This is a genomic window from Streptomyces doebereineriae (assembly GCF_031845645.1).
Classification (GTDB): domain Bacteria; phylum Actinomycetota; class Actinomycetes; order Streptomycetales; family Streptomycetaceae; genus Streptomyces; species Streptomyces canus.
In genome coordinates, this window is record NZ_JAVREZ010000013.1 from 251,047 (window position 1) to 268,401 (window position 17,355).

Sequence of the window (17,355 nt, forward strand, 5' to 3'; positions counted from 1 at the left end):
GCGCCGGAACCTCACGGTTCCGGGCGCCCTCGTCGTCGTATCACCTATGAATGCTGCCGCAGCAGCGTCCGCATGGTGCGCATCGCCACCGACAGGTTGGCCAGGTCGAACGCGTCCGAGCCCTGGATCTCGTCCAGCGTGGTGCGTGCCCGGCTCAGGATCGGGGCGTTCTTCTCCTCCCAGGCCTTGAAGCGCTGCTCGGGGGTCGAGGTGCCGTTGCCGACGGCCAGGACGTCCGCGGTGAGCGCCGAGTGGGCCGCGTAGAGGTCCTCGCGGATGGAGGCGCGGGCCATGGACTGCCAGCGGTCGGCGCGGGGCAGCTCGATGATGCGGTCCATGAGCTGGGTGATGTGGAGGCGGTCGGCGAGGTCGTAGTACACCTCGGCGACATCCATCGGGTCGCGGCCCATGCGGTCGGCCACCGAGACGATGTCCAGCGTCGGGAAGGCGGAGGAGAATCCGGCCACGCGCGTGGCGAGTTCGTCCGGGACGCCGACGCCGGTCAGCTCGTCGTAGATCTTCTGGTACCACTCCAGGTCGGCGCCCCGCAGCAGCTTCGGCAGCTGCGACCACACCTGTTCGACGCGGTCGCCGAAGAACTCGACGGTCTCGGCGAGCTGGAGCGGCTGCGGTCGGTTGTTGAGCAGCCAGCGTGTGCCGCGCTCGACCAGTCGGCGCGAGTGCAGCCGGATCCGGGTCAGTACGGCGGCCTCGACCTGGTTGTCGAGGGACTCGACCCCGTCCCACACCACGCCGGAGCGGAAGATGGCGCGGGCCACGGTCTGCGCCCGGACGATCTCCTCGAGCGAGGCGCCGGTCTCCTCGCGCAGGCGGTGCAGGTAGGTCGTACCACCGGTGTTGACCGTGTCGTTGACCAGGACGGTCGTGGTGATCTCGCGGTGCAGCGGGTGGTTGTCGATGTGCTCGGGGAACTTCTCGCGCAGCGCGGCCGGGAAGTACGTGTGCAGCAGGCCGTGCAGATAGGGGTCGTCCGGCAGCGAGGTGTGCAGCAGCTCCTCGGCGACCGTGATCTTCGTGTACGCCAGCAGGACGGCCGTCTCCGGGCTGGTCAGGCCCTGTGCCGCGCCGAGGCGCTCGCGGATCTGGCGGTCGGTGGGCAGGAACTCCAGGGCCCGGTCGAGGTGTCCCTCGCGCACCAGGTGGCGCATGAAGCGCTGCTGGGCGTGGAGCATGTCCTTGGACTGGGCGAGCGCGTTGGCGATGGCGGTGTTCTGCGCGTAGTTGTTGCGCAGGACCAGGCGGCCGACCTCGTCGGTCATCTCGGCGAGCAGCTTGTTGCGCTGCTTGACCGTCATGTCGCCCTCGGTGACCAGGCCGTTGAGCAGGATCTTGATGTTCACCTCGTGGTCGGAGGTGTCCACACCGGCGCTGTTGTCGATGGCGTCGGTGTTGATCTTCCCGCCGTGCAGCGCGAACTCGATCCGGCCCAGCTGGGTCAGGCCCAGGTTTCCGCCCTCGCCGACGACCCGCACCCGCAGGTCGGCGCCGTCGACTCGGATCGGGTCGTTGGCCTTGTCGCCGACGTCCGCGTGGGTCTCGGTGGAGGCCTTCACGTAGGTGCCGATGCCGCCGTTCCACAGCAGGTCCACCGGCGCCTTGAGGATCGCCTTCATCAGGTCGGCCGGGGTCATCTTGGTGACCTTGTCCTCGATGCCGAGGGCCTCGCGGATGTGGGCGTTGACCTGGATGGACTTGGCGGTACGGGGGAAGATGCCGCCGCCCGTCGAGATCAGCTCGGTGTTGTAGTCGGCCCAGCTGGAGCGCGGGAGCTCGAAGACGCGGCGGCGCTCGGCGTAGGACGTGGCCGCGTCGGGCTTCGGGTCGATGAAGATGTGCCGGTGGTCGAAGGCGGCGACCAGGCGGATGTGCTCGGAGAGCAGCATGCCGTTGCCGAACACGTCACCGGACATGTCGCCGATACCGACGACGGTGAAGTCCTCGGACTGGGTGTCGACGGCCAGTTCGCGGAAGTGCCGCTTGACGGACTCCCAGGCACCGCGGGCGGTGATGCCCATGCCCTTGTGGTCGTAGCCGGCCGAGCCACCGGAGGCGAAGGCGTCGCCGAGCCAGAAGTTGTACTGCTCGGCCACCCCGTTGGCGATGTCCGAGAAGGTCGCGGTGCCCTTGTCGGCGGCGACGACCAGGTAGGTGTCGTCCTCGTCGTGCCGTACGACGTCGGCGGGCGGGACGACGTCACCGGCCACCATGTTGTCGGTGATGTCGAGCAGCGCCGAGATGAACGTCTTGTAGCTGGCGATGCCCTCGGCCAGCCACGCGTCACGGTCGACGGCCGGGTCGGGCAGCTGCTTGGCGACGAAGCCGCCCTTGGCGCCGACCGGCACGATGACGGTGTTCTTCACCATCTGCGCCTTGACCAGGCCGAGGATCTCGGTGCGGAAGTCCTCACGCCGGTCGGACCAGCGCAGACCGCCGCGCGCGACCTTACCGAAGCGCAGGTGCACGCCTTCGACGCGCGGCGAGTAGACCCAGATCTCGAACGCCGGGCGCGGGGCCGGGAGGTCGGGGATGGCCTGCGGGTCGAACTTCATGGAGACGTAGTCGTGCGGCTTGCCGCCCGCGGCCTCCTGGAAGAAGTTGGTGCGCAGGGTCGCCTTGATGACGGTCAGGAAGGAGCGGAGAATCCTGTCCTCGTCCAGCGAAGCCACCTGGTCGAGGGCCGCGTCGAGCTCCTCCAGAAGGGCGTCCACGAGTTCGTGCCCGGCGCGCTGGCGGTCCGGCGACATCCGTGCCTCGAAGAGGGAGACGAGCAGCCGCGTGGTGTGAACGTTGTTGCGGAGGGTGTCCTCCATGTAGTCCTGGCTGAACGTCGAGCCCGCCTGGCGCAGGTACTTGGCGTACGCCCGCAGCACCATCGCCTGGCGCCAGCCCAGGCCGGCGCTCAGCACCAGGGCGTTGAAGCCGTCGTTCTCCGCCTTGCCGGTCCAGGTGGCGGCGAAGGCCTCCTGGAAGCGCTCGCGGCCGTCGTCACCGAGGTAGTCACCGCCGCCGTTCTGCGACTTGGGCATGCGCAGGCCGAAGTCGTAGATCCAGGCGTTACTGCGGTCCGAGCAGCGCAGTTCGTAGGGCCGCTCGTCCGTCACCTCGACGCCGAGCCGGCTGAGGACCGGCAGCACGGCGGACAGGGAGATGGCGTCGCCCTTGCGGTAGATCTTGAAGCGGCGCTCCTCGGGGGCGGCGCCCACCGGCTCGTAGAGGCTGAGCGCGAAGTCGTTCTCCTCGCCGAGCCGTTCGAGGTGGATGAGGTCGGCGACCGCGGAGCGCGGGGTGTGGTCGGCCTTGTAGCCCTCGGGGAAGGCGTTGCCGTAGCGGCGCGACAGCTCGGCGGCGTGCTCCTCGCCGAGCTCGGCGTTGAGCGCCTCGTTCCAGCCGTCGGCCCAGGAGCGGGCGGCCTCGACCAGGCGGGCCTCGATGCGCTCCTTGTCGCTGTCGCTGAGCTGCGGCAGCTCGGTGCCCTGCGGAACGCGGACCACGAAGTGCAGTCGGGACAGGATCGACTCGGTGTTCCAGGCGGTGAAGTCGACGCTGATGCCGTCGAGTTCCTCCTTCAGGATGTCGATGATCCTGAGGCGGACGCCGGTGGTGTAGCGGTCGCGGGGCAGGTAGACGAGGGCCGAGTAGTAGCGGCCGTACTCGTCCTGGCGCAGGTAGAGGCGCAGCCGCCGCCGCTCCTGGAGGTACAGGACGGAGGTGGCGATGGACTCCAGCTCGTCGGCGGGGGTCTGGAAGAGCTCGTCGCGCGGGTAGGTCTCCAGGATCTGGAGCAGGTCGCGGCCGTCGTGACTGTTGGGCGAGAACCCGGCCCTTTCGAGCACTTCGTCCACCTTGCGCCGAATGACCGGAACCCGGCGTACTGATTCGGTGTAGGCGGCGGAGGAGAACAGTCCGAGGAAACGCCGCTCGCCGACGACATTGCCGTCCGCGTCGAACTTCTTGACACCGATGTAGTCGAGGTACGACGGCCTGTGCACCGTCGCCCGGCTGTTGGCCTTGGTCAGCACGAGCAGCTTGTGCTCGCGGGCCTTGGCGCGGGCGTCGGCGGGCAGCCGCTCGAAGGACGGGCTGACCGGGTGGCCCTCCTCGCCGGCGTGGTGCGGGTCGGAGCGCAGGATGCCGAGGCCGGTGCCGGGGACTGCCGCGAGGGAGTCGTCCGCCCTGAGCTGGTACTCCCGGTAGCCGAGGAAGGTGAAGTGGTTGGCGGCCAGCCAGCGCAACAGTTCGCGGGCCTCGTCGATCTCCATGTCGCGCAGATCGGTGGCGACGGGCTCGGCGGGCAGTTCGTCGGCCATGCGCAGGGCCGCGTCCCGCATCTTCTCCCAGTCCTCGACGGCCTCCCGGACGTCGGACAGGACGCGCAGCAGGTCGGCGGTGATCTGCTTCAGGTCGCCGCGGTCGGTCTCGCGGTCGATCTCGACGTGGATCCAGGACTCGGTGTGCGCGTCGTGCGGCAGATCGCCGACGGGCGGGAGGGTGAGGACCTCGATCAGCTTGCCGGTGAGGTCACGGCGGACGACGACCTGGGGGTGGATGACGACATGGATGCCGCGCCCCTGCCGGGTCAGCTCATTGGTGACGGAGTCGACGAGGAAGGGCATGTCGTCGGTGACGACCTCGACGACCGTGTGGGTGCACGTCCATCCGTTCTCCTCCACCGTGGGCGTGTGCACCCGCACGTTGGCCGTGCCCTGAGGGCGCGTCTCGCCAAGCCGGAAGTGGGAGAGAGCGGCTCCGTAGATGTCGACCGGGTCACGGCCGGTGAGGTCCTCCGGGGCCGTGTGCAGGTAGTAGCGCTGGAGGAACGCGAGGACGGTCTCGCTGTCCGGGGTGTCCGGGGTGCGGGGGGTGTCCTCGTCGGTCGTCCCAGTCGGTAGGTGCACCCCGGCCGGGCTGTTCTCAGCTACCCGTGCGGCCCTCTCGAGCAGCTCGGCCTTGGCTTCGTCCAGCTTGGTCTGCATTGTCCTCTGACTCCTGTCGCGCGCCGTTGCGTGACGTAGAAGGAAGTACGGTCTCTTCCCCTGCGGCTCGACGCCACGGCCCGGGGTCTCCGGTCTGCTCCGACGCTATGCCGCAAGGTGAGATGAGCGGGGGTATATCAGCCATTCTCGACACGCCCGCCAGGTGTGACGCTGCTCTCTGCCGCGCTGCTGACGAGGGTGTACTCGGCGTCATGAGGGCCCCTACGGCCCCGTCCCGCCCGCGAGGACCAGCGACCGCCGCCCGGCCACGGAGGTGTTCCGTGCGCACCGGGCGCAGGGCGGGGGCCACAGCGCCCCCGCGAACTATCGCGCTGATCACGCCACCAAGGCTATCGCTCCTTACAGGGGGGTCGTCATGAGCCGTATGTGTACAAAACCGGGGGTGGAACTTTGACACTCTGCACAGTGCCCACATCGCATCCAGGCCATGACCTTCTTCCCTCCCCTTCGCGCGCCCCCTTGGCAAGCACGGCTCCGCGGTGCACGTTGCCGACATGACCGTAAAAATCCTCATCGTCACCGGCGACGCAGCAGAGTCGCTGGAGGTCCTGTACCCCTACCAGCGCCTCCGTGAGGAGGGCTACGAGGTCCACATCGCGGCCCCCGCCCGCAAGACGCTCCGCTTCGTCGTCCACGACTTCGAACCCGGCTTCGACACCTACACCGAGAAGCCTGGCTACACCTGGCCCGCCGACCTGGCCTTCGCCGAGGTCGACGCCGGTCAGTACGCCGCCCTCGTCATCCCCGGCGGCCGCGCCCCCGAGTACCTGCGCAACGATCCCGAGCTCCGCAAGATCCTCAAGTCCTTCTTCGACGCGGACAAGCCGGTCGCCCAGATCTGCCACGGCCCGCTGCTCACCGCCGCGATCGACGGTCTCCGCGGCCGCCGCGTCACGGCCTATCCGGCTCTGGAACCCGACATGCAGTCCGCCGGCGCCGCTTTCCAGGACGCAGAGGTGGTGGTCGACGGCACCCTGGTCTCCTCCCGCGCCTGGCCGGACCACTCGGGCTGGATGCGGGAGTTTTTGAAGGTGCTCGGGGCGAAGGCACCGGTGACGTAGCCGACGGGGCACCTGCGTGCCGCCGTGGTCGCGGAACCGGCAGGAACCGTCACGCCGCTATGCGCTCGGCCTCCGCCACCGCCTCCGCCAGGGTGTCCACCACCGGCACCCCCGCCACCTCGAGACTGGCCCGGCTGTGCGACCCCCCGGTGTAGAGCACGGCCCGGGCCCCCACCCGCATGGCCGCCACCGCGTCATCCGCGGCGTCCCCGATCACCACGGTCCGGGCCGCCTCGACCCCCGCCAGCGCGGCGAAATGCCGCTCCATGTGTTCCGACTTACTCCCCCCGGACGGCCCGGTCCGCCCGTCCACCCGCAGGAAGTGCGCCTCGATCCCGAACCCCCGCACCAACGGCAGCAGCTCGTCATGCACGTACATGCTGAGGATCGACTGACTGTGCCCGGCCGACCGCCATCCCACGAGCAGCTCCACCGCCCCTTCGGTGAGCCCGCACCCGACCCGATGCTCGGTGTAGTACCGATGGAAGGTCTCGTCCATGACCTCCCACTCCGCGTCGGTGGGCAGCCGGCCGAGCAGCCGCTCGTAGAACTTCGGCACCGGCACGCAGTACAGCGCCCGGTACTGCTCCATCGTGATCGGCGCGAGCCCCAGCTCGCCGAATGCCGCGTTCGTCGCCCCGATGATCGCGTCGTTGTCGTGGAACAGCGTGCCGTTCCAGTCCCAGACGATGTGCGCCCCTGTCAGCTTCCCCATGCCAAAAAAGTACCCGCCCCCACTGACAATCAAGAGACCAGCAGGTCAAAGAGGGTAAAGCGGCTGCCCGGCCGGCCGGATCACGGGCTCAGCCGCCCAGCCCCACCAGATTCGGGATCTCCTGCGTCGCGTACCACAGCAGCTCGTGGTCCTCGGCCCCGTCCACGACGAACTGCGCGTCGTCGTCCCCGGCGTCGGCCGCCTCCAGCGCGTCCGCGGCGGCGGTGACGTCCTCCTCCGCGTCGTCCGAATCGACGTGCACCGCGGCCGCCTTGGCCAGCCTCACCGTCCCGGTCACCCGTACCTCACCGAGCGCCGAGGGATCCAGCGCCCGGTCGGGATCGGCGCCCGCCGCCCCGTCGGCCACGTCCACGGCCACCACGACCCGTCGCCGGGCGGCCCCGGCGTCCGCCGCGAGCAGCCGCAGCGAGGCCAGTGCAGCCCGGTTCAGCGCCGCGTACTCCAGCTCCTCGATGTCGTCGGAGAGGTACCACTCGCGCAGGGCGGGCGTGACGGCGTAGGCGAGGAGCGGTCCGGCCCCCAGCTCACCCGTCTTGTACGCCTCGGCGAGACCGGAGAGGGTCAGGGGGACGTAGACGCGCATGGCTGGCCGCTTTCGTGGTCGGAGAACGTGATCGGAAGGGCTCCGCGAAGGCCTTCAGGATACGTGCGGGCGTCCCCTTTCGAGTCCCTGCCCACCCCTCGGCGGGCGTCCACCCCGGGCCCGGAATTCACCCGCCACGCCCCCGGGGCCACGGGGTTCCACCCTCTCCGATCACCCTGATAGGTGAACATTCCGGCCACCCGACGCGGCCCGTCGCTTCCTTGCCGCCGTGGTCCACGGACCCGTACAAGATCCCCAACGAAAGTTACCGCCCGGTACTTCCCGGGCTCGCAGAACGGGGATCCCATGAACAAGGTCATGACCAGGGCTCAGCACCACCCCGGCATCCGCCCGCCGGCTCGCCGCGACTCCCGCCGCCCGGGCGGCACGCCACCTCGTACTCCCGGCGGCAGCGCGCCGCGCACGGCCCCGGGCGACGGCCGCCCACCGGGCTCCCCCGGCAGCGCCCTCCGCGCCCGTACGCGCCCCACGGACACCCGCCCGCAAGGCACCCCGGGTCGGAACGACACGACCACCGGAGCTCCGAGGCGCAGCACCACGGCAGGCCCCAGGCCGGTCGGCACCACCGACACGGCCGCCACGGCAGGCTCTACGCCCTCCACCCGCGTCGCAGCAGCCCTCGCCGACGGACGCACCGCAGCCCCCGCAACCGCCCCCGTCGTACCGTCCCAGACCCCGCGCCGCCCCCGGGTCCCCCAGCCCCGCCCCACCGACCTCTTCGCAGATCTCCTCCTCGCCGTCCTGAGCGGTCAGCGCCCCGTCCACTCGATGCTCCGGCACACCGCGGGCCGCGCATACGACGAACTGGCCTGGCTCGCCGAACGCGGCCCCCTGCGCACCCACGGCACCCGCCCCGTCGTCCGGGACATCGGCTACTACGTCCCCCGGCCGGGCGCAGTGGAGGCCTTCGCCCGCATCGGTGCCGGCGACCAGCTGCGCGCCATGGCCTTCCGCCTGGAACAGGGCCAGGACCTCCGCTGGCGCTGCACCGCGGTCGAACTGGGCGGCTCCCGGGCACCTCGCCCGGACGACGACTGACAGGCCCGGAGAAGCCCGCTGGTCCGTCGCACGCCGAAGGGCCGGCCACCCCGAGGTGACCGGCCCTTCCTGTGCCACGGCGCCACAGGCACCGTCACATCGATCCGCTACGGCGCCCATCGCCCCGTAGGCAGTACCTACTTCTTGCGCCGCCCCCGACCACGGGACTGCTTGCGCCGCTCCGCGCGCGTGAGGCCGTCCGCCTCGGAGCGCACGGGCTCGTCGTCGTCGGCGAACTCGCCCTCGATGACACCGCCCTCGCCGTCCACGGTCGGCGCGGAGAAGTGCAGGTCCCTGCGCTGCGGGGCGTCGAGCCCCTTCGCGCGGATCTCGGGACGCGAGCCTGCCTGCGCCGGAACCGCGTCCTGCTTGGCGAGAGACGGCTTCTCGTCCTCGACCGGGACCTCCTCGACCTGCTGCTCGACCTGGACCTCCAGGTTGAACAGGTAGCCGACGGACTCCTCCTTGATGCCCTCCATCATGGCGGTGAACATGTCGAAGCCCTCGCGCTGGTACTCGACCAGCGGGTCCTTCTGCGCCATCGCGCGCAGGCCGATGCCCTCCTGGAGGTAGTCCATCTCGTAGAGGTGCTCGCGCCACTTGCGGTCCAGGACCGACAGCACGACCCGGCGCTCCAGCTCACGCATGATCTCGGAGCCGAGCTGCGCCTCACGCGCCTCGTACTGCTCGTGGATGTCGTCCTTGATCGACTCGGAGATGTACTCGGCAGTCAGGCCCGCGCGGTCACCCGCCGCCTCCTCCAGCTCCTCGACGGTGATCTTCACCGGGTAGAGCTGCTTGAACGCGCCCCACAGCCGGTCGAGGTCCCAGTCCTCCGCGAAGCCCTCGGCGGTCTCCGCCGCGATGTACTCGTCGATCGTGTCGTCCATGAAGTGCACGACCTGCTCCTGCAGGTCCTCGCCCTCCAGGACGCGGCGCCGCTCGCCGTAGATGACCTCGCGCTGGCGGTTGAGGACCTCGTCGTACTTCAGGACGTTCTTACGGGTCTCGAAGTTCTGCTGCTCGACCTGCGACTGCGCGGACGCGATCGCGCGCGTGACCATCTTGTTCTCGATCGGGACGTCGTCCGGGACGTTCGCCATCGACATCACGCGCTCGACCATCTGGGCCTTGAACAGCCGCATCAGGTCGTCGCCCAGGGAGAGGTAGAAGCGGGACTCGCCGGGGTCGCCCTGTCGGCCGGAACGACCGCGCAGCTGGTTGTCGATACGGCGCGACTCGTGCCGCTCGGTACCCAGGACGTAGAGCCCGCCGAGGTCCTTGACCTCCTCGAACTCCGCCTTGACCGCCTGCTCGGCCTTCTCCAGGGCGGCGGGCAGGGCCGCGGCCCACTCCTCGATGTGCTCCTCGGGGTCGAGGCCGCGCTGGCGCAGCTCCGCCTCGGCGAGGTCCTCGGGGTTGCCGCCGAGCTTGATGTCGGTACCACGTCCGGCCATGTTGGTGGCGACGGTGACGGCGCCCCTGCGGCCGGCCTGGGCGACGATCGTCGCCTCACGGTCGTGCTGCTTGGCGTTCAGCACTTCGTGCTGGACGCCGCGCTTGCTGAGCTGCTGGGAGAGGTACTCGGACTTCTCGACCGACGTCGTACCGACGAGGATCGGCTGGCCCTTCTCGTGCTTCTCGACGATGTCGTCGACGACCGCCTCGAACTTCGCGACCTCGGTGCGGTAGATCAGGTCCGACTGGTCCTTGCGGACCATGGGCCGGTTGGTCGGGATCGGGACGACGCCGAGCTTGTAGATCTGGTGGAACTCGGCGGCCTCGGTCATCGCCGTACCGGTCATGCCGCAGAGGCCCGGCTGTTCCTTGCCGTTGTGGTCGTGGCGCTTGTAGAGGCGGAAGAAGTTCTGGAGGGTGATCGTGGCAAGGGTCTGGTTCTCGTCCTTGATGTCCACCCCTTCCTTCGCCTCGATCGCCTGGTGCATGCCCTCGTTGTAGCGGCGGCCGGCGAGGATACGGCCGGTGTGCTCGTCGACGATCATGACTTCGCCGTCCATGACGACGTAGTCCTTGTCCTTCTTGAAGAGCTCCTTCGCCTTGATGGCGTTGTTCAGGTAGCCCACCAGAGGGGTGTTGACCGACTCGTAGAGGTTGTCGATGCCCAGCCAGTCCTCGACCTTGCTGACACCGGACTCGTGGATGGCGACCGTGCGCTTCTTCTCGTCGACCTCGTAGTCGCCGGTCTCCTCGATGCCCTTGAGCGGGTTTCCGGCCTCGCCCTTCTTCAGGCGGGTGACCAGCTTGGCGAAGTCGCCGTACCACTTGGTGGCCTGGTCGGCCGGACCGGAGATGATCAGCGGCGTACGGGCCTCGTCGACGAGGATGGAGTCGACCTCGTCGACAATGGCGAAGTTGTGGCCGCGCTGGACTAGTTCGTCCTGGGACCACGCCATGTTGTCGCGCAGGTAGTCGAAGCCGAACTCGTTGTTCGTGCCGTACGTGATGTCGCACGCGTACTGCTCGCGGCGCTGGGCCGGCGTCATGTTGGCGAGGATGCAACCGACGCTCAGGCCGAGGAACTTGTGGACGCGGCCCATCATCTCGGAGTCGCGCTCGGCCAGGTAGTCGTTGACCGTGATCAGGTGCACGCCATTGCCGGACAGCGCGTTCAGATACGCCGGCAGAGTGCCGACGAGGGTCTTGCCCTCACCGGTCTTCATCTCGGCCACATAGCCGAGGTGGAGGGCGGCGCCGCCCATGATCTGCACGTCGTAGTGACGCTGGCCGAGGGCGCGCTTGGCACCCTCGCGAACGGTGGCGAACGCCTCGGGCAGCAGGTCGTCCAGACTCTCACCGTCGGCGTACCGCTGCTTGTACTCATCGGTGAGGGCCCGCAGCTCGGCGTCGGAGAGGTCGACGAAGTCCTCTTCGATGGAGTTGACCTGGTCCGCGATGCGGTGCAGCTTGCGCAGGATCTTGCCTTCGCCTGCACGCATGATCTTCGAGAGGACGGACACGGGGGTTGGTCTCCTTGCCGGTCGGGCCTGGGACGGTCGGTTTCCATTTGACTTACTGAGCAACGGCCATCGTATGCGAGGACCCCGCCGCGTCGGGAGGCCTGCCGGGTACGCCGACTGTCAGCTCCTTCAAATCTGTTTCAAAGGGAACAACGGACGGGGAACACCGATGGTGCCGCACCCCGCCCACGAATTGCGCGAATTGTGATCGCCTGCTCACTCACAGCAAAAACGATGGCGCCTTCACCGAACACCTGAGCAGAATCGGCTGATGGAACCCGTCACCCTGACAACAGCCCGTCTCCTGCTGCGCACGCCCACCCCGCGGGACACCGAGACGGTCCTCGTGGCCGTGCAGGACCCCGACATCCTGCGCTGGACCACGATCCCCTCGCCGTACCTGCCCGAGCACGCACAGGGTTTCACGGAGCAGCTGGTCCCGGAAGGCTGGGCGAACGGCACGATGTTCACGTGGGGCCTCTTCCTTCCCGAAGGAGAGGAGCTGGTGGGCATGCTCAGCCTCACCAAGCGCTCCGCGGGCACGGCCGAGATCGGTTACTGGAGCACCAAGGAACAGCGCGGCAACGGCTACGTCACCGAGGCCGTCGAGGCCGCCGCCCGCTGGGCCTTCGGCGAGTGGTCGATCGACCGCGTCGAATGGCGGGCGGAGGTCGGCAACCACGCCTCGCGCGCGGTGGCGGAGCGCGCCGGCTTCACCATCGAGGGCGTACTGCGTTCCTCGCTCGTCCACCAGGGCGTACGCCGGGACTGCTGGGTGGGCGCGTTGCTGCCCTCGGACCTGGGCCTGCCGTCGACGGCGCAGTATCTTCCCGCCTCTCAGTAGATCCGCAGGTCACCTCGCATTGTCAGTGCCGGGCCCTATCGTTCGGACCCATGACGACCGTGCCTCCCACCACCGACCTCTCGGCCGACGAGGCCCGCCGCATCGTGCTGCGCGCGCAGGGCTTCCTCGGCACCCCCGACCGCCGGGCCGGAGTCCGCGGCGTCCTCCGTCACCTCGGGGCGGTCCAACTCGACACCATCTCGGTACTCGCCCGCTCCCACGAGCTGATCCCGTACGCCCGCCTCGGCGCGGTGGGCCGCAAGAAGGTGGACAGCGCCTACTGGACTGACAGGCACGCTTTTGAGTACTGGTCGCACGCGGCGTGCATCCTCCCCATCGAGGAATGGCCCCACTTCGCCTTCCGCCGCCGCGCCTACCGCAGCCGCCCGCATTGGAACCACCAGCTGCCGGACGGCACCTACGACCAGGTCATCAAACAGCTCCGCACCGAAGGACCCCTCACCGCCACGGAGTTGGGCGGCGCGAAGAAAACCAGCGAGTGGTGGGACTGGTCGGGCACCAAGGTCGCCGTCGAGCGCGCCCTGATGTACGGCGAGGTGGTCTGCGTGGAGCGCCGTGGCTGGAAGCGTGTGTACGACCTCGCCGAGCGCGCCGTCCCCGCCGATCTGCTCCACGACGAGCTGGACGACGCCGAGTGCCTGCGCCGCCTGGTCCGACTCGCGGGCCAGTCCCTGGGGGTCGGCACCCGCGCGGACATCGCCGACTATCACCGTCTCAAGGGCGAGCAGGTCGACGCGGTGATCGCCGATTCCGGCCTGGTGCCGGTCACGGTCGAGGGCTGGGGCAAGCCTGCCTGGGCCGACCCGGCGGCCCTGGAGACACCCCCGCGCGGCCGCCATCGCACCACCCTGCTGTCCCCGTTCGACTCCCTGATCTGGGACCGCGCACGCACGGAGCGGATCTTCGGCTTCACCCACCGACTGGAGGCCTATGTCCCCAAGCCCAAGCGGGTCTACGGCTACTTCGCGATGCCGGTGCTGGCCGGTGGGCGTCTTGTGGGCCGCGTGGACCCGGCCCGGGAGGGGAGCACGCTGGTGGCCAGGCAGGTCACTCTGGACGGCCCGAAGGCGGTCCCGGCGGTGGCCCAGGCACTGGTCGAGGCGGCGAGCTGGGTGGACTGCACGGACATCCGGGTCGAGCGGGTGGACACGCCGGACCTGCGCGAGTCCCTCGCCAAGGAAGTCACCGGAGCGCTGACGACGGCCCTGCGCTGACCGGGAGCCGAATCAGCGGATCTCGAGGATCTTCTCCCGCATCGCGTAGACCACCGCTTCCATCCTGGAGTGCAGCTGCAGCTTCTCCAGGATGTTGCGCACATGGTTCTTCACGGTGTTCTCGGAGATGAACAACTCCTTTGCGATATCGCGGTTGTTCATCCCGGTGGCGACGAGCTTGAGGACTTCCAGCTCACGGTCGGTCAGCCGCGGGGCGGGCACGAGACGTCGCTCGTCCGTCCGCTGGATCATCGACTTGAACTCGGTGAGCAGTTTCGACGCCATGGAGGGGCTGATCTGCGACTGTCCGTCGGCCACCGCGCGAATGGCGGTCGCCACCTCGTCCGTGGAGATCTCCTTGAGGAGATATCCGGTCGCGCCGGCCTTGATCGCGTCGTAGAGATCGGCTTCCTCGTCGCTGATCGTCAACATGATGATCTTGGCGCTGGGTGCCACTTCCTTGATGGAGGTGCAGGCCTCGATCCCGCCCCGCTTGGGCATCCGCACGTCCATCAGAACGATGTCCGGCAGCAGGTCGGCGGCCTTGTCGACGGCCTCCGCGCCGTCGCCCGCCTCCCCCACGACCTGGATGTCCTCCTCGGCCGCGAGCACGATCTCCAGTCCGCGCCGGAAGAGGGCATGGTCGTCCACGACGAGAACCCGGATCGGCTCCTTGCGTGGAGAGCCCGTGTCCGTGTCCGTGCCCATGCTGACGACGCCGTCGCCGGCGTCTTCGCCGTGCAGCGGTCCGAAGCTGTCCGCCATCGTTCCTCCCCCTGAAGGCTGTGGCTGGTCCTGTGCCATCGCCAACCCAAGGCAACGACCCACCGGTTGGGCCGGTGTGGCCATGATTTCATGCCCGGACGACAGTGAGGTGACAGAGCGGGACGCGAAATGGTCGCACGCGGGTGCCCCTGGGGGCGCACAAGCGCTCCAGGGGCACCGGCTCAGCTGTCATCCGGGAGGGTCAGCCACCCATCGTGTCTCCGGCCGCGGGAGAGTGCGCCCGGGCGACCATCGGATCCGTGCTCAGGTGAATGACGCCGTAGTCGTAGGCGTGCCGCCGGTAGACGACACTCGGTTCTTTGGTCTCGGAGTCGACGAACAGATAGAAGTCGTGCCCGACCAGTTCCATCTCGTAGAGCGCCTGGTCGAGGGTCATCGGGGAGGCAACGTGGGTCTTCTCGCGGACCACGAGGGGGCCTTCACCCTTGATCTCCAGCGAGCCGATCTTCTTGGTGGGCACACCGTCCGACTCTTCCTCGTGAACGGCCTGCCCATTGCCGTTGAGCGTCGCCGCGCCCGGAACGTGGTCGGCGACCTCGGCAGCCGTGAGTCGCCGTGCGCCCCTGCGTGTGTGGCGCTTGTCGTGCTCCTTGCGCAGCCGGGCGTCCAGCTTCTCCGCCGCCAGGTCGAGTGCCGCGTACGGGTCGCTGGCTGCCGCTTCCGCCCGGATCACCGGACCGCGGGAGCGGAGCGTGATCTCCACTCGGTCACAACGGTCGGCCTGTCGGGGGTTCGGCTCCTTGGACACCTCGACGTCGAGGCTGATCACCTTGCCATCGAGCTTCTGGATCTTCTCCAGCTTCAGCTTCTCGGCCACGTGCTTGCGGAACCGCTCGGGCACCTCGGTCTTGCGGCCCTTGACGACGATGTCCACGCAGAACTCCGTTCCCGGATCGCTCCGCCTCGATGCGGAGCGTCTCCCTTTTGCACCAGGCTCCGGTGAGCCCCGGAACCTCGGACTCGGTGACTTCCACCTCCTCCCCCGCGGGCAAGATCTCCATTCCACCGTCGCGGGTGATGGTGGAAATCCCGCGGGCACGGCATTCGGTTTTGCGAGGTGTGGCCTGCGCCTTTTCTCTCACAACCGAACATATCTCGCCTGGACGGATGTCGTCACCCTCTACTGCGGCGTACCTCCGTTCAGGTGAATTTACCCTCTCGTAACCTGCAACGATGCAACTGCGCAGTCAGTTCCGGTTTATTTCGAAGGAATCCGGTGGGGCCGCGACCACAGCTGCGCAGATCAGGTCACGGACGCCACCGACGCCCGCTGCTGTCACCGAGCAGCGCTCCCGGTCCGTGTCCTCCTCCGTCACTGTGACCAACCGTTCCCCCATGCTTTCCCGAGTTGCAGCGGTGTACACGAAGCCCGTCCCTCCACCGTCGCATCCGGCCACCAGCCGTCCACCACGGCGCCCGCTCACGTCCTGCCGTTGTCCTGCTGTCCCCGGCTGCCGACGGCCTTGCCGTGCACCCGCGTCCAGCGGCCGACAGCCCCTGCGCCCTCCCGCCCCCTGTTGCCGTTGATCACGGTGTCCGGCCCTCATCTGTTCACCGCGGTTCCCGATGTTCTCCCGAGCCCGCGCCTCCCGAACGGCCCGCGCAGCCTCGGTGAGGGACGCGCCTGTCGTCATCAGGTCGTCGACCAGCACGACCAGTCCTTCGGCCAGCAGACGTCCGCCGCCGGGAACCACGGTCAGCGCGCCCGCGAGGTTGTCCAGCCGCTGCCGGGAGTTGAGCCCCGACTGGTCGGCCACCCGCCGTCGCTGCCGCAGTACGGCCACCACCCGCGCCGGCATCCCCGCCCGCCGCAGCTCCCCCGCTGCCGCGAGCGCGATCCGCCGCGCCGGATCATGCCCCCGAGCCCGAACCGCCCGCCGCGCGGACGGCACGGGAACGAGCAGCACCGGCACACCGGGCCCCTCCCCCCTCCACCGGCCCTCGACAAACGCCCCCGCTTGCAGGCCACCGCCCCGGGAGGCCTCACCACCCAGCACGGCACCCACGGCGAGAACTTCTGTTCCTGGCGCGTCTTCACCCCTGGCCAGAGGTTCTACTCCTGGCACGTCACGGCCCCGGCCCAGAGCCTCCGCTCCTGACACGTCACCCCACCTGGCCGAGACTCCAGCCCCCAGCACATATCCGCTCAGGCCCAAGGCCTCCGCACCCGGCACGTCACCGCACCGGCCCAGAGCCTGGACCCCTGACGAATCACGGCCCCTCACCAGAGCCCCTGTTCCCGGCACGTCAGCATCCCCGGCCAAAACTCCAGCCCCCGGCACATCCCCGCCCCAGCCCAAGGCCTCCGCACCCGGCACGTCACCACCCCTGGCCGAGACCTCGGCCCCTGACCCGCCCCGGTCCCGGGCCAACGCTGCTTCACCTGTGCCGCCGACCCCCCACAACCACCCCGCCCCACCGGCTCGGGCCACGGACGCCCCCGCAGCGGCATCCCGACCCCCGCACTCACCCGCCGCGCCACCCTGACGCACGGACACACCTACCGCGCCATCCCGCCCACCGCACGCACCCACTGCGCCAACCCGCCCCACAGACGCACCCATCTCCCCGGCCCAACCCCCGTCAAGGCCGCCCCCCGTCACCCGACCGGAAGACGCACTCCCCACCTCTCCACCGGGCCCGACCAAAGCCCCAAAGCCCCCCTCCCGAGGCCCCCGAGACCGCCCGGACGCACCCCCACCGCCCGGCTCACATACCTCCCGCACCGCCGCCCATACCGCCCCCGCCAGAGCCGTACCGAGCGGCCCGGCGAGGCCCAGCGCCCCCCGCTCCTTGTGGGCCAGCAACACCGCCCGTACCGAGTCCGCATACCGAGCCGCCGCGTGCACGACCGGCAGTCCGGGCGGCTCCGGCGCCGGTCGCACCCGGCCCGGCGCGGCCCCGGCCAGCGCGGCACGGCACTCCGGACAGAGCACCGTGCGCGGCCTCCCACAGCCTCCGCACTCGGCCGGCAACACCAGATCGGTCAGGTCCTGCCACCACCCCCGCATGCCCACCACTGTGCCAACGCCGAACCCGACCGGCCACCCCTGTGGAT

The 17,355-nt window shown here is 69.3% G+C and carries 11 protein-coding genes and 1 pseudogene; 5 read left to right on the forward strand and 7 right to left on the reverse strand.

The features are described from left to right. Positions 1-44: 44 nt before the first annotated feature. Positions 45-4,994 (reverse strand): NAD-glutamate dehydrogenase, encoded by a 4,950-nt coding sequence (locus RNB18_RS33005; protein ID WP_311717768.1) that lies wholly within the window; start codon positions 4,992-4,994, stop codon positions 45-47. A gap of 515 nt (positions 4,995-5,509) precedes the next feature. On the opposite strand from RNB18_RS33005, the gene RNB18_RS33010 reads away from it, so the two are divergent. Beyond that, a complete protein-coding gene (locus RNB18_RS33010) occupies positions 5,510-6,076 on the forward strand; it encodes a DJ-1/PfpI family protein (RefSeq protein ID WP_266528590.1) in 567 nt (188 codons plus the stop codon). Positions 6,077-6,125: 49 nt separating this feature from the next. On the opposite strand, the gene RNB18_RS33015 is transcribed toward RNB18_RS33010, so the two are convergent. After that, positions 6,126-6,791 carry an HAD family hydrolase gene (locus RNB18_RS33015; RefSeq protein ID WP_311717769.1) on the reverse strand — a complete coding sequence of 222 codons (666 nt, stop codon included), beginning with the start codon at positions 6,789-6,791 and terminating at the stop codon, positions 6,126-6,128. 88 nt (positions 6,792-6,879) lie between these two features. Continuing rightward, on the reverse strand, positions 6,880-7,395 hold the full coding sequence (locus tag RNB18_RS33020; RefSeq protein ID WP_311717770.1) for a DUF6912 family protein: 516 nt from the start codon (positions 7,393-7,395) through the stop codon (positions 6,880-6,882). Positions 7,396-7,701: 306 nt separating this feature from the next. Here RNB18_RS33020 and RNB18_RS33025 point away from each other — a divergent pair, with 306 nt between their 5' ends. After that, the gene (locus tag RNB18_RS33025; protein ID WP_311717771.1) at positions 7,702-8,454 is read left to right on the forward strand and encodes an Rv3235 family protein; all 753 of its coding nucleotides are present in this window, start codon (positions 7,702-7,704) and stop codon (positions 8,452-8,454) included. Positions 8,455-8,591: 137 nt separating this feature from the next. On the opposite strand, the gene secA is transcribed toward RNB18_RS33025, so the two are convergent. Further along, complete coding sequence (gene secA / locus RNB18_RS33030; RefSeq protein WP_311717772.1) at positions 8,592-11,432, reverse strand: preprotein translocase subunit SecA; 2,841 nt, start codon at positions 11,430-11,432, stop codon at positions 8,592-8,594. Between the two features lie 271 nt (positions 11,433-11,703). Here secA and RNB18_RS33035 point away from each other — a divergent pair, with 271 nt between their 5' ends. Both RNB18_RS33035 and RNB18_RS33040 read left to right on the forward strand, forming a co-directional pair. Beyond that, positions 11,704-12,276, forward strand: a complete 573-nt coding sequence (locus RNB18_RS33035) for a GNAT family N-acetyltransferase (protein ID WP_311717773.1) — start codon at positions 11,704-11,706, stop codon at positions 12,274-12,276. Positions 12,277-12,326: 50 nt separating this feature from the next. After that, positions 12,327-13,511 carry a winged helix-turn-helix domain-containing protein gene (locus RNB18_RS33040; protein WP_311717774.1) on the forward strand — a complete coding sequence of 395 codons (1,185 nt, stop codon included), beginning with the start codon at positions 12,327-12,329 and terminating at the stop codon, positions 13,509-13,511. A 12-nt stretch (positions 13,512-13,523) separates the two neighbouring features. On the opposite strand, the gene RNB18_RS33045 is transcribed toward RNB18_RS33040, so the two are convergent. Beyond that, positions 13,524-14,276 carry a response regulator transcription factor gene (locus RNB18_RS33045; RefSeq protein WP_311717775.1) on the reverse strand — a complete coding sequence of 251 codons (753 nt, stop codon included), beginning with the start codon at positions 14,274-14,276 and terminating at the stop codon, positions 13,524-13,526. A 202-nt stretch (positions 14,277-14,478) separates the two neighbouring features. Beyond that, on the reverse strand, positions 14,479-15,171 hold the full coding sequence (hpf, locus tag RNB18_RS33050; protein ID WP_057610773.1) for a ribosome hibernation-promoting factor, HPF/YfiA family: 693 nt from the start codon (positions 15,169-15,171) through the stop codon (positions 14,479-14,481). Between the two features lie 658 nt (positions 15,172-15,829). On the opposite strand from hpf, the gene RNB18_RS53835 reads away from it, so the two are divergent. Next, positions 15,830-16,396 carry a hypothetical protein gene (locus RNB18_RS53835; protein ID WP_394817709.1) on the forward strand — a complete coding sequence of 189 codons (567 nt, stop codon included), beginning with the start codon at positions 15,830-15,832 and terminating at the stop codon, positions 16,394-16,396. Between the two features lie 600 nt (positions 16,397-16,996). Here RNB18_RS53835 and RNB18_RS54170 read toward each other — a convergent pair. After that, positions 16,997-17,308: pseudogene (locus RNB18_RS54170) on the reverse strand (ComF family protein); the annotation flags it as partial. Between the last annotated feature and the right edge of the window lie 47 nt (positions 17,309-17,355).